General features: G+C 64.3%; 21 protein-coding genes and 1 tRNA gene. 7 read left to right on the forward strand and 15 right to left on the reverse strand.

The window, feature by feature from the left end:
- Nucleotides 1-156: 156 nt before the first annotated feature.
- The 4 genes from ACVWWQ_RS16375 to ACVWWQ_RS16390 all read right to left on the reverse strand — a co-directional run bounded on the left by ACVWWQ_RS16375 (nt 157) and on the right by ACVWWQ_RS16390 (nt 3320).
- Nucleotides 157-522 (reverse strand): hypothetical protein, encoded by a 366-nt coding sequence (locus ACVWWQ_RS16375; protein WP_133952216.1) that lies wholly within the window; start codon nt 520-522, stop codon nt 157-159.
- Nucleotides 523-554: 32 nt separating this feature from the next.
- Nucleotides 555-1658, reverse strand: a complete 1104-nt coding sequence (locus tag ACVWWQ_RS16380) for a hypothetical protein (protein ID WP_133952214.1) — start codon at nt 1656-1658, stop codon at nt 555-557.
- 186 nt (nt 1659-1844) lie between these two features.
- Nucleotides 1845-2579, reverse strand: coding sequence for a hypothetical protein (locus tag ACVWWQ_RS16385; RefSeq protein WP_133952212.1), 735 nt, complete (start codon nt 2577-2579; stop codon nt 1845-1847).
- Nucleotides 2580-2951: 372 nt separating this feature from the next.
- Entirely contained in the window at nt 2952-3320 is a 369-nt protein-coding gene (locus tag ACVWWQ_RS16390; RefSeq protein ID WP_457383478.1) for a helix-turn-helix domain-containing protein, read from the reverse strand.
- 240 nt (nt 3321-3560) lie between these two features.
- Between ACVWWQ_RS16390 and ACVWWQ_RS16395 the strand changes: the two genes are divergently transcribed.
- Nucleotides 3561-3755 carry a hypothetical protein gene (locus tag ACVWWQ_RS16395; RefSeq protein ID WP_133952208.1) on the forward strand — a complete coding sequence of 65 codons (195 nt, stop codon included), beginning with the start codon at nt 3561-3563 and terminating at the stop codon, nt 3753-3755.
- A gap of 117 nt (nt 3756-3872) precedes the next feature.
- A complete protein-coding gene (locus tag ACVWWQ_RS16400) occupies nt 3873-5261 on the forward strand; it encodes a hypothetical protein (protein ID WP_133952206.1) in 1389 nt (462 codons plus the stop codon).
- 672 nt (nt 5262-5933) lie between these two features.
- On the opposite strand, the gene ACVWWQ_RS16405 is transcribed toward ACVWWQ_RS16400, so the two are convergent.
- From ACVWWQ_RS16405 to ACVWWQ_RS16420, 4 genes are all read right to left on the reverse strand, one after another.
- Nucleotides 5934-6009 (reverse strand) — tRNA-Thr (locus ACVWWQ_RS16405).
- Between the two features lie 39 nt (nt 6010-6048).
- A complete protein-coding gene (locus tag ACVWWQ_RS16410; protein WP_133952391.1) occupies nt 6049-6735 on the reverse strand; it encodes an SPOR domain-containing protein in 687 nt (228 codons plus the stop codon).
- A 45-nt stretch (nt 6736-6780) separates the two neighbouring features.
- Nucleotides 6781-7518 (reverse strand): type III pantothenate kinase, encoded by a 738-nt coding sequence (locus tag ACVWWQ_RS16415; protein WP_133952204.1) that lies wholly within the window; start codon nt 7516-7518, stop codon nt 6781-6783.
- Nucleotides 7515-8516 (reverse strand): biotin--[acetyl-CoA-carboxylase] ligase, encoded by a 1002-nt coding sequence (locus ACVWWQ_RS16420; RefSeq protein WP_133952202.1) that lies wholly within the window; start codon nt 8514-8516, stop codon nt 7515-7517. The genes ACVWWQ_RS16415 and ACVWWQ_RS16420 overlap by 4 nt, the downstream gene beginning before the upstream one ends.
- A 215-nt stretch (nt 8517-8731) precedes the next feature.
- Between ACVWWQ_RS16420 and ACVWWQ_RS16425 the strand changes: the two genes are divergently transcribed.
- Nucleotides 8732-9046, forward strand: a complete 315-nt coding sequence (locus ACVWWQ_RS16425) for a hypothetical protein (protein WP_099654742.1) — start codon at nt 8732-8734, stop codon at nt 9044-9046.
- A gap of 63 nt (nt 9047-9109) precedes the next feature.
- Complete coding sequence (locus ACVWWQ_RS16430) at nt 9110-9853, forward strand: M90 family metallopeptidase (RefSeq protein WP_457383479.1); 744 nt, start codon at nt 9110-9112, stop codon at nt 9851-9853.
- Between the two features lie 8 nt (nt 9854-9861).
- Here the strand turns inward: ACVWWQ_RS16430 and ACVWWQ_RS16435 are convergent, their stop codons facing one another.
- The 4 genes from ACVWWQ_RS16435 to dusA all read right to left on the reverse strand — a co-directional run bounded on the left by ACVWWQ_RS16435 (nt 9862) and on the right by dusA (nt 13340).
- Complete coding sequence (locus ACVWWQ_RS16435; RefSeq protein WP_099654731.1) at nt 9862-11283, reverse strand: ATP-binding protein; 1422 nt, start codon at nt 11281-11283, stop codon at nt 9862-9864.
- Complete coding sequence (locus ACVWWQ_RS16440) at nt 11249-11941, reverse strand: response regulator transcription factor (protein WP_099654730.1); 693 nt, start codon at nt 11939-11941, stop codon at nt 11249-11251. Before ACVWWQ_RS16440 ends, ACVWWQ_RS16435 begins: the two co-directional genes overlap by 35 nt.
- 1 nt (nt 11942) lies before the next feature.
- Entirely contained in the window at nt 11943-12266 is a 324-nt protein-coding gene (locus ACVWWQ_RS16445; protein ID WP_133952200.1) for a PepSY domain-containing protein, read from the reverse strand.
- A gap of 81 nt (nt 12267-12347) precedes the next feature.
- A complete protein-coding gene (dusA, locus tag ACVWWQ_RS16450; protein WP_133952389.1) occupies nt 12348-13340 on the reverse strand; it encodes a tRNA dihydrouridine(20/20a) synthase DusA in 993 nt (330 codons plus the stop codon).
- Nucleotides 13341-13691: 351 nt separating this feature from the next.
- Here dusA and ACVWWQ_RS16455 point away from each other — a divergent pair, with 351 nt between their 5' ends.
- Both ACVWWQ_RS16455 and ACVWWQ_RS16460 read left to right on the forward strand, forming a co-directional pair.
- Nucleotides 13692-14468: a ferredoxin--NADP reductase gene (locus ACVWWQ_RS16455; RefSeq protein WP_133952198.1), complete on the forward strand. Its 777-nt coding sequence runs from the start codon at nt 13692-13694 to the stop codon at nt 14466-14468.
- A gap of 98 nt (nt 14469-14566) precedes the next feature.
- Entirely contained in the window at nt 14567-15052 is a 486-nt protein-coding gene (locus ACVWWQ_RS16460) for a DUF456 domain-containing protein (protein WP_133952196.1), read from the forward strand.
- Between the two features lie 12 nt (nt 15053-15064).
- On the opposite strand, the gene ACVWWQ_RS16465 is transcribed toward ACVWWQ_RS16460, so the two are convergent.
- The 3 genes from ACVWWQ_RS16465 to ACVWWQ_RS16475 form a co-directional block, all read right to left on the reverse strand.
- Nucleotides 15065-15409, reverse strand: coding sequence for a hypothetical protein (locus ACVWWQ_RS16465; RefSeq protein ID WP_099654727.1), 345 nt, complete (start codon nt 15407-15409; stop codon nt 15065-15067).
- Nucleotides 15406-16074, reverse strand: a complete 669-nt coding sequence (gene trhA / locus ACVWWQ_RS16470) for a PAQR family membrane homeostasis protein TrhA (protein WP_099654726.1) — start codon at nt 16072-16074, stop codon at nt 15406-15408. The genes ACVWWQ_RS16465 and trhA overlap by 4 nt, the downstream gene beginning before the upstream one ends.
- A 94-nt stretch (nt 16075-16168) precedes the next feature.
- Nucleotides 16169-16603, reverse strand: a complete 435-nt coding sequence (locus ACVWWQ_RS16475) for a hypothetical protein (RefSeq protein WP_133952194.1) — start codon at nt 16601-16603, stop codon at nt 16169-16171.
- 315 nt (nt 16604-16918) lie between these two features.
- Between ACVWWQ_RS16475 and ACVWWQ_RS16480 the strand changes: the two genes are divergently transcribed.
- The gene (locus ACVWWQ_RS16480) at nt 16919-17587 is read left to right on the forward strand and encodes an energy transducer TonB (protein ID WP_133952192.1); all 669 of its coding nucleotides are present in this window, start codon (nt 16919-16921) and stop codon (nt 17585-17587) included.
- Nucleotides 17588-17663: the final 76 nt, after the last annotated feature.

The following is a 17663-nucleotide window of genomic DNA, read 5'->3' on the forward strand; positions in this document are numbered from 1 at the left end:
GGACCATTTCACCGTGCGCCGGAGAATCTACACCTTTGGTTTGGGGGAATTCCGTGCAGGCTGCATGGCAACGCCGTTTGACGCTCTTTCGAATCTGCACCTTTCGTTCGGTGCGCCGGGACCACGCGATGGGCGGGTGCGTTTCCCCCTCCTGGATCAAGTCCGCCGGCTTCGTTCACCAAGGCTACGAGGCCGCTCCAGTGTTGGGCCGATCATTTCGAAAACCAGCGACCCCACGGCCAGACATAGCCGGACAGCCGAATAAAGCGCTGCAAGGCTCAAGACGACCGTCGCGCCACCCAACAGCATACGCTTTAGGAAGATGTCGCCGCGCACGATGACGGTCGATGTGCCCGCTTGCCATGACGGCGGCGACGCGGCACCGATGGCTGTCAGGAACGCCACGACATGTCGGCCGACTTCGTCGGTCGCCCAGATCCAACAGCCGATGATGGATGCCCCTACGAGGAAATGCAGCGTGCGAAGGACGACTCGGTGCGAGCAAGCGTTGCGGATGTGCATGTTGAAGACGACTCCGTTGCGCAAAGCAATGGTCAGGACTGGCTCGGGTGGGTTGCTGAGGCACCGTTGGCGGTGGCACCTCCATTCATGGGCAGCGCGGCAAGGCCGATATAGCCACTCCGGATCTCCCCGGAACGCAGGCTGTGGGCCTCGGCCACGCACCGGATGATGTGCAACACCGTGTTTTCCGCGGTGCCCAGGGCGAGGGCGCACTGGTGCAGGAACAGGCCCATGACCTCGCCCAAGGTGTGTGGATCGATGGCCACGGCGTGAACGCGCTTGCCTTGTGCGTCGTCTTCGCCCAGCGCCACACGAATCAGGCCGGCATGGCGGCTACGCGGCTCCTGCATGGTGAGCTGCAGCCACTTGCCGCCGGGGTGTTGGAAACGCACAGTGGGCAGACAGGAAAACAGTAAGGCGGTGACAAGCTGCAGCTCGCCGAGCGTGAGCTGAAAGCGCAACTTGGTCGACCAGTCATAGCCACGAGCAACATCTGGCTTGGCGGCCGCCGCTTCGATGCAGACCGTGGCTTGTCCGGCACGCGTCTGGTCGGCGACGAGCGTCAAGCCGGCTTTCGTGCCGTAGACCTTGACCTGTCGTGCACGCCGAAAGGTGAGTGGCGCACTGTCATTGACCTGCGTGGTGGACAAGGGCGTCGTCGATACGGGCGACACTGCTGCGGCCAACCGTAGGTGCGATGCATAGGTGACCGGTACGGTCTTTCGCGAGGGAGTGGAGACAGTGGCGGGTGACGGTGCCGCCGGCGCGGCCACTCGGCCCGGCACCGTCGGCAGCATCCACACGGCAAGCTGGGCGAGCGGGCCTGCTGCACCTTGCCGCGCGCCGACCAGCGCGGCCCGCAGCCGTTCCTCGCCCTGTGCACCGAGCAGGCGGGATGCGTCGGCGAGCGAGGCGCTCGGGTAATCGAGCTTGTGCAGGCAATGCACGATGCGTAGACAGGCACCGTGATGGCGCAGGGTTGCCTTGGCCAAGGCCGCGCCGCGTTGCGCGTCGAAGATCAGCCCTTCCAGTGCGGCGGCGTTGATGGTCTGGGTGAGCAGGGCCAGCAAGTCGGCGGTGACTGGCTGGCTACCGGCGGACGCAAGAGCAGCGTTGAAGGTGGGCAGGTCAAGCATGGGTTCGCTCCTGGAAGAGGATGGGGGCCCGGTAGATCAGCCGGGTCCTTTCAGGAGTAAACACGACATTACGGCGCGCAAAGTTCGGTGCGGTTTTGCATTCCAGCCGCGACACACGTTACGGCAGGAGAGCCCGTACACGACGCGTGGGTCGTGCACGGGTGGTATGGGTAGCCCGAAACCTGGTTAGAACTTCGGCTCGCGCATTTGCGGGAACAGCACTGTGTTGCGCGCCGGCGAATAGCGCGCGCCCTGGCGTGCTGCGGCGGCGAGTTGCTCGGGCCTCCACCCATCCTTTGTCAGCTGGACGATCACGTCGTCTGTCAGGTACACGGCATCTTCCTGACCGATCACTTGTCGGATTCCCTCTTCTGCCGGTTGGATGGGAAGCAGAAAGTCGCGCAGTTGGTCGAGTGGGTAACCGGCGATTGCGCGGTGACCGATGACCGGGTGCTCCAGGTCGACCTCGAAGAACGAGCCGCGCAATTCGAAGGAACCCTCCCATTCGATTTCCAGCCGCTCGGGCATGTCGCGGATCGTCGGCGATTGCCGCTCGCCACGCCACATCAGGCAACATGCTTGGTGTCGGACTGGATCCAGCAGCCATGCGTCGCCGATGCCAGTGGAGAACAGCATGAATGGCTGCGTGCTCGAAGCCTCCGCACCGGTGCCGATGATGGCAACTTGGCCGTCACGTTCGGCACGCAGGATGTTTTCAATCGTGGGGGCTAGACCTCGATCTTGCTGGATGCCTTCGGTTTCGCGCAGGCACAGGGTGACGTGGTGCCAATGCTCGTAGCCGGCCGTGCGGGCGACTCGGCCCAGGAGATCCGCGTATTTGCCGCCCCCGTTGCGTTGCAGGTGCTTGGCCTGCTTCTTCAGGGATTCGACCTTGGCGGTAGTGGTGGGAATGAAGCGCATACTGACTCCTCGCTGCTGAGGGCGAACGCCAGGTGCTCACTGCCCAGATTCACCCGCAGAGGGGAATCAGGAATGGTTAGGTGGAAACCGTCCCGTGAGGGTTTGCCATCGGTGAGCAGCGGGCGTCGGTCGACGCCTTGGCGGATCGTAGCACGCACGACAGGGCAGTACAGCTCAGCGTATGCCGGCTATTTGTCCGAAGCCAGGCGCGCGCCGCGATTTTGTCGCGCCTATCGTAGGCTTGGTGCGCTGGATCAATCGTCAGGCCGCCGAGGCGGCCGAGGAGGAGCACGGCTAGGGAGCGCACCGCAGGGCGTTGAGAGATTGCCCAACGGTTATCGAAAATCCCGCTATCTTGAGACTCACCGAGCGCTATGCCCGGGCCTGCTCCGAACGTGAAGCCAACGCGAGCAGGCGTCGCCGCGATGTCGCAGACATACGATGAAACGCGACGATGAGCATGGCCAGATCATCGTCGTCAGCAAAGAAGTAGGGAACGGGTACGCCAAGCACCTGACCCAGCCGAAGGAGCGTGCCGGTATCAGGTGTGTGCTTGCCGCGCTCGTACTGGTTGACTCGCGGCGAGGCCACAGACGGATCCATGCCAGCCTGTACGCCCAACTCTCGCTGAGACAGGCCAGCTTCCAATCGGGCTGCTCGCAGTCGCGCCGCGATGACCGCTTCTTTTTTGCCTCCGCGTGCCACCTGTCGACCCATTTCCGCTGCGACCCACGGCAGCATCGACGGCGACAGGTTGCCTGCATACTAAGAGTTCCTTAGCATCAGCTACTCAAATCCCGCTGACATGGACGACCACCTCTCAATCTGCCCAGTCCGCGCCGGCCAGACACGGATCGCAGGATCGGATGAATCGTTGCTCGACGGCATAGTTCAAAACATTACCTAACTTTGGGAGCTGAAACGTCGTGCTTGGATGCAGAGGCCTGCGGAAACGCGCAGGTAACAGTCAAGGAGAAAGCCATGAACGATCTATTCGAAGGGTGTGGCGGGGTGTTCTCGTCGCTGTTCGGCTCGCACGACATGTTGCCGACCATCAATCCGGCGAGCGGCCTGCCGGTGGTCGGCTCGACGAATTCGGGCCTGGATGTCGCCGGCAACCCGTACGGCATTGATTACAGCACCTGGATGGGCGGAGGCAGCTTCCCGGGCGATTGAGCGATGTGACCTCGACGGTCGGGTCAAACCCCGGCCGTTTTCAATCTCAAGGCCGGCTGTAGTCAGTCCTCCTCGGAACGACCGAACGATGCTGGATGACCTCACAAGGAGAAACCGATGCACCTTGGAAAAATGCAATGGGTAGTGCTGTTCGCTGGTTTGGCCATGGCCGCAAATGCGTTTGCCGATGGCCCGCAGAATGCGAAGGAGCAGCAATTGGTCGAACACCTTCAGGCGGCCTACAAGGCGCGCGGGTTGACGCTCACAACCGAGCGCGAAGAAGCGGTGTTGCAGCAGTATCGCCAGATGCAAGCGCGGGCTGCCGATGCGCAGGCTATGTCCGAAGCTGGCGGTCTGACGCCAGCCCAGCGCGTCCATTTGGCTTTGGGGGCGTTACCATCCACTGGCCAGACCGCGCCATCACCCGGCGCGGGAACCACGGTCGCTCAACCCCAAGCCTCGCAAGTGCCCGCCACGGTGCCGACGTTTACGGGGCAAACGGGTTCCGCGCTGACAGGCGCGAATACGAGCTCAGCTGCGGCGCTCCTGACCGCGGTGAATGCGCGCCACGCCCAGGGCGGCCCAACCCTTTTCGAATGGCGACCGGACGGATTCATTGCCGACGGCAAGTCCATGATCGATTCCGAAGGCCGGATCGTCCAGTGGGACGGTGACAGCCAGTGGGGGGACGTGACCTATCTGGTCAGTGTGGCACCCGGTAAGTTCGACGTCCGCTTCACCAACACCCACAGCACGTTGCCGCCGATCACGGTCGGAAACCTCTTCGTTGATCCAACCGGTCAGCACTTTACGTCCGTCGACGGAGCAACGATCAGCGGCAGGATCCTTATCCCGACGAGCAAGGGCATCGTCATGGCCCGTGACACCGCGATCTTCGACTACGAGTACGGTCGACCCGTGGTGACGCAAGCATTGCCACCGCAGTACATGCTGGCGTCGTACCAGCGCGGTTCCGTCGGGGCGACCAGCTACGTGCTGCTAAAGCGGTACGTCAGCCAGGCCGAACGCCACGACCCCATCGAGGGAATCAAGGGGCTCTTCAAGATCGCGCAGGGCAAGGTCACCAGCGATGATTTCGCCCTGTTCAACATCAAGACGGGTCACGCGGTCTACCTGGCCATCGACGAGCCGGGCACCGGCGGCAGCATTTGGAACACCGATGGTCGCGCCAATTACCAACACTACTTCTGGCAGATCGACTGGCTGCCTAACCCGCAGGGCGTGACCGCAGTGGTGCTGGAGAACAAGTTCCGTGATTTGAACGCGATCCGCCTCGACAAGGACGAGCGCATAACCGTTGCGCATCGCACCCTTGGCATCGAGCGATTCAACGTACAGCCGCTCCCCAATGGCAGCTTCAGCTTGAGCGACAGCGGCACCAAGCTCGGCGTCTCGATGAAGGACGAGGTAGACATCAATTCCATATTCCTCAATCAGGAAGCTCGCGCGTCGAAAACGTCGAACACAGGAACGCATGCCGGTTGATGTTGATTGAGCGGGCGGCAGGGCATCAACGCTCCGCCGTTCATGGGCTCGGTTGTCACGATGTGCCTTGCACATGCGCAAAACCCTCCGGCCCGTGGGTTCCAATCCAAAGGTGAACCGTACCGATCGGAGGCGGGGATAGGATTAGCCACTGACAGGAGACAACAACAATGCCGCATCGCTGGAAGGACTTTCGACAAATGTTTCGCGCCGATCCCCACTACAGCCGGATCATGGACGACAGTCTGGGCGCGTGGGAGCCACCGTCACAGTGCACTCCTCTGCCACCGATTCCGCTCAAGATCACTTGTCAGGAGATGGGGCTGGATCCGCAGACGACATACGATGGATCCCTTGCACAAGTGGCTCGCCGGTTGAGATCGAAAGGCGAAACGAACCAAATGATAGCCAGGAAGAACTCAGCACATCACTGGTTTCATGACTGACTTGCCCCGTCGACCGAGGCGGGCAACCACTTTGCAGCCATATCAACACGGGACAGGACGAAGGAATCGCCATCATGTTGAAGAGTGCCGTCAGAAGCGGATTTTGAGCCCGCCGCATCCGCCCACTACGAAGTCCGCCTGGGCGGTCTGAAGTGGCCGAATAGTGGAACAGACTCAGGAAAGTGGATCACCTGCTGCTGTTCTCGTCAGGCAAGTCATTGATTTATGGTGCCGGCACCAGGAGTCGAACCCGGGACCTACTGATTACAAATCAGTTGCTCTACCAACTGAGCTATGCCGGCGAGGCGGAGCATTCTAGCAGGCTGAGCCGGCGTGCGCGCTCAGAAGCACCCCGTGCTGTGCGTCGCCACTCCGGTGGTGGAAACGTGACGGTGCCAGTCGAACCGGCCATGGTCTGCCACCACCAGGTCCAGCCAGTATTGAGGCACCGTTTCGGTACGTTCGCTCATGCGGGCGGGAAAACCCGCCGCGACCACTTCGTCGCGGCGTTTGCGGGCGTTTGCCGGATCCTTGAACAGGCCCAGCGACACGGTATTTGGCTGGTCGCCGGAACTGACCACGAAGTAATCGTTGATGTTACGCGCGGATAGCCGTCGCGCGACTTCCAGCGCCTGCGCACGACTGCTGGCGGCCGGCAGGTAGACCCACCAGCCGCTGGTCTGCGTGGTTTGTTCCTGACGCGAGCGCATGCGGGTAGCCTGGGCCGCCAGCGCCTGGCGTGCGTTGCGCATGTCCTGTGGTGTCGTGAACGGGCCCAGCGCAAGGCAGCTGTAACTGAGGTTTCGGGGGGCGGCGGCGGGACTCACCGCCGGAGTCACTGAAGTCGTGGAGGTTGCCGGCTCAGGCAGAACCGTTGCCGCTTCGGGCATCTCCGACAGCAGCCGCAGCTCGGCCACATCCGGATCGGTGGGCAGTCCGCTGTGGCTGTACGGCTGCCCCAACAGCAGCCACGCGCCGACGGCAATATTCAGCGCGATCAACATTACAAACAGCAGGCGCAGAAACATCCAGCCTCCATCAAAAGCTTTCATTCCGGACAAATCCAGCCCGGATCAAGGTGTGTCCGCCCAGATCGCCAGTCCGCGCAGCACGGCGTCCTGGCTCAATCGTGCCGGCAGCGAAAGCAACGGCAGCAAGGCCGCTGCGTCGCCACCGCCCAGGACGAGTTCGGGTACGGTATCAAGTCGTGTCGCGGTCTGCGCAACGAAGCGCTCCACCAGCGCGGCGGCGGCATGCCAGCAGCCGGACGCCACGGCGTCGGCGGTGTTGTCGGCGAATGCCACGATCTCGCCGGTGGCGGGCTCAATTCGCGCCGTCGCGCCAAACAGCGACTGCTGCATCAGCTGCGGGCCGGGGGCAATCAGGCCGCCCAGGTGTTGTCCGTTGGCGGTGAGTGCGTCCAGGGTCAGCGCGGTACCGATCCCCACCAGCACACACGGCGCCGAACTCGTCGAACGCGCCGATACCATGCCCAGGAAGCGGTCCACCCCGAGTCGCAGGGGATCGGCATACGCCACGCGCACGCCGCACGCCTCGGCCGGAGTGCGCACCCAGGTGGCGGTCAGACCAAATACTCGCCGGACCAGCGCCGCCACCCGTGCCTCGCGCTCACCATCCACCACGGAAGCGCCGATCACCTCGGCGGGAGCCGGCAGATCCATCCAGGCCGATGCCAGCACGGACTCGACATCGTCGCGCCAGTCCGCCGCACCATGGTCCAGCCAGGCATCGGAATGATCCTGTCGCGCCCATTTCAGTCGGGTATTGCCGAGGTCGAGCAGCAACCTCATGCGCGCCGTACCGTCACATCGGCACTGTCGACACGACGCATGCCTCCGTCGTCCATGCGCACCTGCAAGGCACCCCGGGCATCCACGCCGGCGCCTAGCCCCGCGAAGGTCTCCTGCGCGCCGCTGACCTGCAACGGTTGTCCGCGCAGCATGTCGCGCCGGACATAGTCCGCTCGAAATGCCGCGAACCCGTCTCGCTCGAATTGGCGCAAGCCATCGACCAACGCGGCAAGGAGTTTCGCTGCGAGCAGGTTTCGATCAGGTGGCGTACCGCCCCCAAGCCCTGCAAGGTCGGCAACGGGCTGGCCTGCCTGTTGGGCCAAGGCGGGGGTGAGGCGCAGATTCAGGCCAATCCCGATGATCGCGGCGCAAGGCCCCTGATATTCGCCGCTGAGCTCGATCAGGATGCCGCCGAGTTTGCCGCCCAGCTGACCGGTGCCGGGCTTTTCGCTGGCCACCAGAACGTCATTCGGCCATTTCAGTCCGACGCCTTCGATGCCGAGGCTTTCCAGCGCGCGCAGCACGATCACGCCGACCGCCAGCGACAACCCACTCAGCGCCGCGAAACCCGCATCGAAGTGCTTGAGGCACGACAGGTAGATATTGAGGCCGGGTGGGGAAAGCCACTCGCGACCGCGTCGGCCGCGCCCGGCATGCTGCGTTTCCGCCAGCACGACACTGAGGTCTTTCGAGGCACCACCCCGACGCTGCAATTCGCTGGAGGTGGAATCCAGCTCCCAGTGCACTTCCAGCGCGCCCAGCGCCGAAGCAACCTCGGCGGGCAGTTGCGCGCGGATCTTTGCCGCATCCAGCATCTGCAGTGACCACGGCAGACAGTAGCCGGCCGTACCGCGCGTCTCCACCGGCACGCCACGGGCACGCAGGGACTCGATCTGCTTCCAGATCGCCGCACGGGTAACCCCCGCCTGGGCGGCCAGCGCTTCGCCAGACAATGGCTTGCCTGCAGCGAGCAGGCCCAGAAGTTGCGGCGCCTGCATCAGTGCATCCCGCCCAGGGCGAACACACCGGCGCGAGGACGGAAAGGAAAAACGGGGCGGGACAGAATGGGCATCGGCGGATTCTATCCCGCCACGCCGCACGGGCGGCACCTGCCGCCACCACGGCCCGCCGCACCGCGGGCCCAGCACTGGCATGGCGGGGGCGTTTCTGACACGATCGGGGTCTTCGCTGCGTGTCGGGGAGTTTGATCACCATGCGTCCTGTCCATTGGTTTATTGGTTGCGCCTTGTGCATTGCCGGAATCGGCGGTGCCAGTGCGACGAGCGTGGACGCCCAGGATCTGGACAATTCCCCCCACAGCCTGCTGGACAGTGCCTCGCCACACGACGGCAACACCAGCAGTGGCGGCGATGCCACGGGCTTGAACCACGACTGTCCGTCGACAAGCAGTGGCGACAATCCGGAACCAGGCTCCGGCAGCAGTCACTCCGGCGGCTCGTCGTCAGCACCGCCCTCGCGCCGGCCGCATCTGGGCTGGCAATCACTGCTGCCTGGATCCATCCAGTAAGCGCCAGGCGTCATGCCGGGACATTGGTTGCACTCGTTGCGCGGATTTTTCGGACCTGCTCCGGTGGCCGACCCGCTCTGGCGCCGCGCGCTCGCCGCCTGCCCGCTCGCGCGTCGACTGGATCCGCAACGCCAGCAACGGCTGCGGCAGTTGTCGGCACTGTTTCTGGCGCGCAAGCGCTTTCATGCGCTCGCCGGCGCGGTGCTGGATGATTATTGGCGGCTGCTGATCGCGATGCAGGCCTGCCTGCCCGCGCTGCAACTGGGCACGGCCAGCCTGCGCGGGTGGCGCGAGGTGCTGATTTACCCGGGCGAATTCAAGGTCCGCCGCGGCCACCATGACAACCTCACCGGCCTTGTCAGCGGGTGCGACGAGACAAGGATCGGCCAGGCCTGGGAACACGGGCCGCTGGTACTGTCGCTGGCTGACGTGCAGCTTGACCTGGAACAGCCGTGGGATGGCTACAACGTCGTGGTGCACGAGATGGCGCACAAGCTGGATCTGCTGGACGGCCCGCCCGATGGCGTGCCGCCGCTGGTGAACATCCCTCGCCGGCGCTGGATCCACCAGTTCCAGCTGGCCCACGAACGACTGCTGGCCATGCCGCCGGGGCGTTGCGACAGCCCGATCGATCACTACGCCACGGAAAGCATCGCCGAATATTTCGCGGTGGTCAGCGAGATGCACTATTCGCGGCCGGCCTTGCTGCGCGAAGCGGAGCCGGCCATCGCCGAACTGCTGCAGGTGTATTACGGCCGGTCTCCGGCGGAGGGCATTGAATCGCCCAGCGGTGGCGGCGGGCGCTGAATGAGGGCTCAGCTCGCTGCCAGTTTCACGCTGAAGCGGGCGCCGCCGAATTCCGGCGAACGATCGACCACCAATTCGCCCTGATAGGCATGGACAATGTCCTGCACGATCGACAGGCCGATGCCATGCCCCTGCACCCGCTCGTCGCCGCGCACGCCACGTTGCAGCACCTTCTCGATCTTGTCCTCGGCGATGCCCGGGCCGTCGTCTTCCACGCTGATGACCAGCCCCGAGCGCTGCCGGCCCGCTTCGTGACGCATCCTGACCACCAGCAACACGCGGTGACCGGCCCACTTGAACGCGTTCTCGAGCAGGTTGCCCATCAGCTCCAGCAGATCGCCCTGTTCGCCGTAGAACACCGCGCCATCCTCGATATCGAACTCGCACAGCACGTTCTTGGCGGCATAGACCTTTTCCAGGCCCTGCACCAGATCTTCGGCGTGGTTGGCGATCGGCACCGCGCTGGCAAACGTCTGTCTTCCCGAGGTGGCCGCCCGCGACAACTGGTAGGCGACCAACTCGTTCATCCGCCGCACCTGGTCCAGCACGCTCACGCGCCGCGCCGCCTCGTCCCCGTCGGTGGCTGACTCCAGTTGTGAACGAATCACGGCCAGCGGCGTTTTCAGGCTGTGTGCGAGGTCGGCCAGCGTATGGCGGTAGCGCGTGCGCTGTTCGCGCTCGGTGGTGATGAAGGCATTGATGCGCTCGGTCAGGCCGGTCAGCTCCAGCGGGTACTGGCTGTCCAGCTGTTCGCTGTCGCCCCGCTCGACCCGGCTCATGTCGCTGGCCACCTTGCGCAGTGGGGTCAGGCTCCAGCGCAACAGCAGGAGCTGCAACACGATCAGCATCACGCCGAGGATCGACAGCCAGATCACCAGGGTGTGTCGGAATACCGCGTTTTCGCCTTCCAGTTGGTCTTCGCTCTGCGCCACCATCATGGTGAGGCGCACGGATTTCTGGTCCAGGGTATCGAACGCCACGCCGTAGCTGTAGTAGTACAGCCGTCCCATGCGCGTGTCGATCGGGCCCACGAACAGGCTCTGGCCGGGTTCCAGCGGTTTCAGAAAAGTGAAGTCGCGGCCGATCGCCGACGAGGATTCCCAGTGGTAGCCGTGGCCACCCAGCGCCACCGCATACAACCCCGAACCCGGTTGCGAGAAATTCGGGTTGGGTGCGGTTTCCGGCGGCAACAGCTTGCCGTACCGATCCACTTCGGTATTGGTGATGTACGCAATCGCGAAATTCTCGAGCCGATCCTGCAGACCGCGCAAGGCGCGCGCCTTGGTGGTCTGCGTCAGGGTCAGCCCGACCAGGCCGAGGAAGCCGGCCAGTACGAGGCTGGTGGCGATCGCCGCGCGCGCCGCCAGTGACAGCGGACCGTGCGACGACCTGCGCTCACTCGTCGTCGCCGTCGGTGCGCGGGATGGCAAAGCGGTATCCGCGTCCACGTACCGTCTCGATGGGTTTCAGGGTGCCTTCCGGATCGAGCTTGCGCCGCAGACGGCCGATGAACACTTCCAGCACGTTGGAGTCGCGGTCGAAATCCTGCTGGTAGATGTGTTCGGTGAGGTCGGCCTTGGAGACCAGCTCGCCGGCGTGCAGCATCAGGTATTCCAGCACCTTGTATTCGTAGCTGGTCAGGTCGACCAGCTTGCCCTCGACGGTCACCGTCTGCGCGGTGGTGTCGAGCTTGATCATGCCGCAGGCAAGGATCGGCTTGGACCAGCCGCTGGCGCGACGCACCAGCGCATTGATGCGCGCCAGCAATTCCTCGACGTGGAACGGTTTGACCAGGTAATCATCGGCACCGTGCTTGAGCCCCTCGACCTTGTCCTGCCAGCTGCCACGCGCGGTCAGGATCAGGATCGGGTAACGCTGACCGGCCTCGCGCAAGGCCTTGACCAGGTCCATGCCGGACATCTTGGGCAGGCCCAGGTCGATGATCGCCAGATCGAACGGCACTTCGCGACCGAGGTAGATGCCCTCCTCGCCATCCTGCGCCGCATCCACGGCAAAACCGTCACGCTTCAGGCGTGCGGCCAGCGTCTCTCGCAGTGGCGCCTCGTCCTCTACCAAAAGGATGCGCATATCAGCGTTTCTCCTTGCGGCCCGCATTCTTTGCGGGCGAATTCTTGATTGACTGGTTGGGTGGTGAATTCTTGCCCGACTCGGACGAGACCACCATCACCTTGACATGCCCTTGGGGCGTAAGCACCCGGATTCGAAACTCCTGCCTACTTCCGACGGCTCGCTGTTTGGCAGAAAGCACCTTGCCGCCGGTCTCCTGCTGCACTTTTCGCACCGCCTGATCCAGCGTCATCTCGTCAGCCGTGGATTGCGCCACCGCCACACTCGATACCCCCATCAGCAGCAATATCAGCAGAATCGTGATGAAGTTTTTGTGCGTTTTCATGCGCGCAGCTTCCGCCTGGCAGTTCCCAAACACCCAGACTAGGCAATCAGGCCTGAATACTGACCGGATGACCGGCGCCTGTCACGCCGCCACCGCACACGGCAACGCCGCGCGTTCCAGCAAATCCCATCCCGCACCCGGCAAATGCGCGCCCTCGCTGATCGTGCGTCGGAACGCGCGCGCTCCCGGCTCGCCCTGATACAGGCCGAGCAGATGCCGACTGATGTGCTTCAGTGCCGTGCCTCGCGCCAACTCCGCCTCCACGTAAGGACGCAGGTGCTGCAACACGCTTTCACGCGTGGGCAGCGGCTCGCCATGCAGCTGGTGTTCGATCTGCGCCAGCAGGTAGGGGTCGTGGTACGCGGCGCGCCCCAGCATCACGCCGTCCAGCTGCGCCAGATGCGCGCGCACCTCGGCCACCGTGGTGATGCCCCCATTGATCACCACGACCAGCTCGGGAAACTCCCGCTTGAGCCGGTAGACCCGTTCGTAATCCAGCGGCGGCACTTCGCGGTTCTCTTTGGGCGACAAGCCTTTCAGCCATGCCTTGCGCGCGTGCACCACCAGCACTTTCACGCCGGCTTGCAGCATGGTCTCGGTGAAATTCTGCAGCCCGGCATAGTCGTCCTGGTCATCCACGCCGATGCGGCATTTCACCGTCACCGGTACCGGACGCGACGAACCTGCCACGCCGTCGCGCATGGCGCTGACGCATCGGGCCACCAAACCCGGCTCCAGCATCAGGCAGGCGCCGAAGCGTCCCGATTGCACCCGGTCGGACGGGCAACCCACGTTGAGATTGATCTCGTCGTAGCCGGCGTCAACGCCAGCACGCGCCGCCTGGGCCAGTTCCTGCGGATCGCTGCCACCCAGTTGCAGGGCCAGCGGATGTTCCTGCTGACTGTGTTCGAGCAAGCGGATCTGGCGCCCGCGAATCAGCGCGGCACTGGTCACCATCTCGGTATACAGCCGCGCGCGCGGCGACAGCAGCCGGTGGAAATAGCGGCAGTGGCGGTCGGTCCAGTCCATCATCGGCGCCACCGAAAGCTGCCACGGCGAGGCCGCACGCGGCATCGGCGCGCCACCGGTGGCGGATGGGTGGTTTTCGGTCATTTGAGAACATCTCGGCAAGACTTGCAGGATGAATGCTACGTCACCCGGCGGGTTGCTCCTATCCGGACGCTTCGTCAGCCGCACGCGACGAGTTGTCGCAGGCGGCCCCGGCGTACGGCCGACCGGTACGCTGTCGGGGGACAGAGCCTTTCCTGTCGCGTAAACTAAGGCCCTGTCGCCGTGTTCAACCGGCGCTCGCAAGGCAACGTGGCCCAGGCCACCCTCCCCGCGAATCAGCCCGCCGACCCGGCCGGACGGCGCAGACCGCCATCGGCGACAGCAAACACGGCATTCATCAAGAGACAATCGACCATGGTGGCAATGGCAACCGAGCACGTGATCGACGTGCAGCACTGGAACGACAGCCTGTTCTCCTTCCGTACCACGCGCGATCCCGGCTTCCGCTTCGACAGCGGCCAGTTCGTGATGATCGGGCTGGAAACGGAAGGGCGCCCGCTGATGCGCGCGTACTCGATCGCCAGTGCCAGCTGGGAGGAACACCTGGAGTTCTTCTCGATCAAGGTGTCTGATGGCCCGCTCACCTCGCGCCTGCAACACCTCAAACCCGGCGATCCGTTGATCGTCACGCGCAAGCCCACCGGCACCCTGGTGCTGACCGATCTCAAGCCCGGCAGGCACCTCTACCTGCTGGGCACCGGCACCGGCCTGGCGCCGTTCATGAGCATCATTCGTGACCCGGAAACCTACGAGCGCTTCGACAAGATCGTGCTGGCACACGGGGTGCGCCGGGTCGAGGATCTCGCCTATGCCGACTATCTGGAAAACCAGCTGCCACAGCACGAATACCTGGGTGAGCTGGTGCGCGAAAAGCTGATCTACTATCCCACCGTCACGCGCGAACCATTCCGCAACCGCGGCCGCATCACCGATGCGATTGCCGACGGCGTGATGAGCACCGTCACCGGCCTGCCGCCACTGAATCCCGAAACCGATCGGCTGATGCTGTGCGGCAGCCCGGCGATGCTCGACGACCTGGCCGCGCTGCTCGATGGCCGCGGCTTCCAGGTTTCGCCGCGCACGCGCGCCCCGGGCGACTACGTGATCGAGCGTGCCTTCGTGGAAAAGTAGGGCCAGTTCGGGGACGTCGGACTTGCTTTAGTCTTGGGCCTTCAGAGCGACAGCATCGCCCGCTGGCGGGCTCCTATCCCTCTTCTGCCGGAGCACCCATGCTCGAAATCGCCTTGTATGTGTTGGCCGGATTGCTGATCCTCTGCGGGCTGGCCGGTTCGGTGCTGCCGGCACTGCCGGGCATCCCGATGGTTTTCGGCGGGATCTGGCTGGTGGCGGCACTGGATGACTACCACCACCTCGGCTTGTGGTGGCTGCTGATCATCGGCGCGCTGGGCACGCTCGGCATCATCATCGATTTCGTCGCCGGCACGCTGGGCGCCAAACGTGTGGGTGCCAGTCATCGCGCGCTGTGGGGCGCCTCCCTGGGCACCTTCATCGGCATGTTTTTCGGCATCCCGGGCCTGCTGCTCGGCCCCTTCGCCGGCGCCCTCATCGGCGAGCTTGCCTCCGGTACCAGCGTGTTGCGTTCAGCGCACGTGGGCGCCGCGACCTGGGTCGGGCTGTTGCTCGGCACCCTGTTCAAGCTGGTGCTGTCATTCCTGATGGTGGGCCTGTTCGGATTGGCCATGCTGTTCGGTTGAACCCGGCCCGCGTCAGCGACGTGGCGCCGCGACGGCAGCTTTCGCCAGCCAGCCGGCGAGTTGCACCGTGTCATGACTGAGCCGGGGAGGAAGCACGATGTAGTGTCGGCTGGGCTGTGCCCCCGGCCTGGCGATCAGTCGTGACGCACCGGCGAGTCGCAGCAGTGCCTGCTGGTCGGCGGGCGCCAGCTTCAACGCCATCCCGCCCGGCGTCAGCCACGCACAGGGCTGCTCATGGAGCCAGGCCATCAAGCCGCCGAACATCGGCTTGAAGCGCAGGTCATGCACCTTTCCGAGATGGGTGGCGGCGTCCTCGATCTCGCCACGCAGGACGTCGAGCGAACCGGGCACGCTCATGCCCGTGCGTCGGGAATCACATACAACAGCACCGCGAGGAAGTGCAGCACGCTGCCGGCCAGCACGAAAACGTGCCAGAGCGCATGGTGGTAAGGCAGGCGCCGCCACAGGTAGAACGGCACGCCCAGCGTATAGGCCAGGCCACCGGCCAGCAGCAGCGCGGTGCCGCCAGCCTGCAAGTGCCTGCTGAGCGGCCCGAACGCCACCATGCCGATCCAGCCCATACCTACATAAAGCAGCACGGCGAGCTTGTGGTACCGCTTGAGCAGGCCAAGTTCCAGCGCGCTGCCGATCAAGGCGAGCGACCATACCGCCGAAAACATGCTCCAGCCCCAGACGCCAGGCATCGCGATCAGGGTGAACGGCGTGTAGGTGCCGGCAATCAACACGTAGATCGCAATGTGATCGAGCGCTCGCAAGGTCGGCTTGGCAGCCATCGACGGTATCGAGTGGTACAGCGTGGAAGCGGTGTAGAGCAGCACCAGCGAGGTACCGAACACCGCGCAGGCCACCACCGTGAGGGCGTTGCCATGCAACGCGGCAAAAGCCACCAGCGTGGCCAGTCCGGCAATGCTGAGCACGATGCCGAGGCCGTGAATGATGCTGCTGGCAAGTTCATCGCCGAAGCTGTAAGTCGGCAGGGTGGTGCCGGACATCGCGGTCATGGGGTTCTCCTGAAATACAGCGCACGCAGCGCTACCTTAGCTGTGTGCCCCTGCTGTGCATACTGTGGCGCATGGCCGCGCACGCGCCATCGCGTCATTCGATGATGAAGGCACCGAAAGCGACACCGAGATTCCAGCCCTCGCCCTTGCCGCTCAATGCCAGCGAGACATTGCCCTTGGTCAACACCTGCGCATCGGCGGACCGGGTCGCCCCGGCATGTGCCTCGGCATTCGCATAGCTGCCCAGCACGTCGCGCACGTTGCTCACCCCGCTGAACTTGCCGATTCCGTCGGTGATCCGGGTCTTGCCGAAAGTAAGGCCTCCGCCTTTCGCGCGCAGCGTCACGTGCAGGGTCTGCCCATTGCTGCAACTGACCGTACCGGAGCCCTTGGCAGTCTTGTAGAACAGCGACCAGCCGGCCAGGTCGAATTTCATCTTGCAGGACAGGTCACCAGCGCGCGCCGAGGTTGCCGGCATCAATCCGCTGCACGCCAGCACCGCCACGGCCACCCATTTGATCAAGCTCATTGCCGCTCCTCGTTCTCGACCGGCGGCCCGTTGCCGAAGTCCGGTGATTGCAGCATGCAGCGTCACCGCCACACGCGGAAGATCGTATTGAAAACAACGCCTGATGCCGGCCAGAAATGACGACGACTCCGGGCTTTCGGGTGGCGTGAAATTTTCCGTATCGTCGGCTACCTGCTTCAATCCGTCATTTGGCCATCCAGACGTCCTGTTGCGCAAGTGCGGTTTGGCAGCATAGGCTCAAGTCGCGGCAGCACGATCCCCCTGCTCACGCAGCGTGACCGCCGCAACATCCCCACCGATGTCAGGAGGTTGCCCATGTCGCCCTCACGTCTGGCCCTTGCTCACCGTGCCCACCCCGATCCGGCCCGCATCGCGGCGATCAGCGCCGCGATCGCACTCAACCTGGCCGTCATCATGATCGCCACCAAGCCCTCTGCCCCGGCCTTCTTCCATGCCCTGGAACGGCTGCATCCGATACCGACGATCAGCTTCATCCCCCCGCCCGCGCCGGTGATACCGCCGCCGCCCGTGGACGTGTTGCCGCTGCCACATCCCGTCGCGCCACCTGTCGCCCATCACCAGGCGCCACCAAGCAGCCCGCCGGTCAGCATCCCCGGCACCGAGGGCAACATCGCCGTCCCGCCCGTCACGACGCCGAGCCTGCTTCCCGCTGGCAGCACACCCGGGCCCGCCGTAGATGCCGCCCCCGTGGCAGCAAGCCTTGCCTACCGCGCCGCTCCACTGCGTTTTCCCACCCGGGCGTTGCAGCAACGCATGCACGGCACCGTGCTGCTGCGTGTGCTGGTGGACGAAACCGGCAAACCGGTCGAGGTGACCGTGGAACATGGCAGCGGCTACCTGCTGCTTGATCGCAGCGCGGTCGAGCAGGTCCTGGCCGGTTGGCGCTTCCAGCCCGCGATGGTCGACGGGCACGCGACAAGGGCTCTGGCGCGCGTGCCGGTGACGTTCGATCTGCGCGAATGAACCCGTGTCCGAACCCGGCGCCGACCCGCTCGATGGGCGGGTCGGACGCCGCCTCGGGGCCGCGGGCGTTCAACAA

It is taken from the genome of Rhodanobacter sp. TND4EL1 (assembly GCF_054061035.1).

Excerpts from the sequence above, each read along its gene's own strand:
- ACVWWQ_RS16385 (WP_133952212.1), bottom strand. The coding sequence starts at position 2,579 with ATGCGCTTCATTCCCACCACTACCGCCAAGGTCGAATCCCTGAAGAAG.
- ACVWWQ_RS16440 (WP_099654730.1), bottom strand. The coding sequence starts at position 11,941 with ATGCGCATCCTTTTGGTAGAGGACGAGGCGCCACTGCGAGAGACGCTG.
- trhA (WP_099654726.1), bottom strand. The coding sequence starts at position 16,074 with ATGACCGCGATGTCCGGCACCACCCTGCCGACTTACAGCTTCGGCGAT.
- ACVWWQ_RS16425 (WP_099654742.1), top strand. The coding sequence starts at position 8,732 with ATGCGTCCTGTCCATTGGTTTATTGGTTGCGCCTTGTGCATTGCCGGA.
- ACVWWQ_RS16420 (WP_133952202.1), bottom strand. The coding sequence starts at position 8,516 with ATGCAGGCGCCGCAACTTCTGGGCCTGCTCGCTGCAGGCAAGCCATTG.
- ACVWWQ_RS16480 (WP_133952192.1), top strand. The coding sequence starts at position 16,919 with ATGTCGCCCTCACGTCTGGCCCTTGCTCACCGTGCCCACCCCGATCCG.
- ACVWWQ_RS16390 (WP_457383478.1), bottom strand. The coding sequence starts at position 3,320 with ATGCTGCCGTGGGTCGCAGCGGAAATGGGTCGACAGGTGGCACGCGGA.
- ACVWWQ_RS16375 (WP_133952216.1), bottom strand. The coding sequence starts at position 522 with ATGCACATCCGCAACGCTTGCTCGCACCGAGTCGTCCTTCGCACGCTG.
- ACVWWQ_RS16380 (WP_133952214.1), bottom strand. The coding sequence starts at position 1,658 with ATGCTTGACCTGCCCACCTTCAACGCTGCTCTTGCGTCCGCCGGTAGC.
- ACVWWQ_RS16445 (WP_133952200.1), bottom strand. The coding sequence starts at position 12,266 with ATGAAAACGCACAAAAACTTCATCACGATTCTGCTGATATTGCTGCTG.
- ACVWWQ_RS16395 (WP_133952208.1), top strand. The coding sequence starts at position 3,561 with ATGAACGATCTATTCGAAGGGTGTGGCGGGGTGTTCTCGTCGCTGTTC.
- ACVWWQ_RS16410 (WP_133952391.1), bottom strand. The coding sequence starts at position 6,735 with ATGTTTCTGCGCCTGCTGTTTGTAATGTTGATCGCGCTGAATATTGCC.
- dusA (WP_133952389.1), bottom strand. The coding sequence starts at position 13,340 with ATGCCGCGTGCGGCCTCGCCGTGGCAGCTTTCGGTGGCGCCGATGATG.
- ACVWWQ_RS16465 (WP_099654727.1), bottom strand. The coding sequence starts at position 15,409 with ATGAGCGTGCCCGGTTCGCTCGACGTCCTGCGTGGCGAGATCGAGGAC.
- ACVWWQ_RS16455 (WP_133952198.1), top strand. The coding sequence starts at position 13,692 with ATGGTGGCAATGGCAACCGAGCACGTGATCGACGTGCAGCACTGGAAC.
- ACVWWQ_RS16460 (WP_133952196.1), top strand. The coding sequence starts at position 14,567 with ATGCTCGAAATCGCCTTGTATGTGTTGGCCGGATTGCTGATCCTCTGC.
- ACVWWQ_RS16475 (WP_133952194.1), bottom strand. The coding sequence starts at position 16,603 with ATGAGCTTGATCAAATGGGTGGCCGTGGCGGTGCTGGCGTGCAGCGGA.
- ACVWWQ_RS16415 (WP_133952204.1), bottom strand. The coding sequence starts at position 7,518 with ATGAGGTTGCTGCTCGACCTCGGCAATACCCGACTGAAATGGGCGCGA.
- ACVWWQ_RS16400 (WP_133952206.1), top strand. The coding sequence starts at position 3,873 with ATGCACCTTGGAAAAATGCAATGGGTAGTGCTGTTCGCTGGTTTGGCC.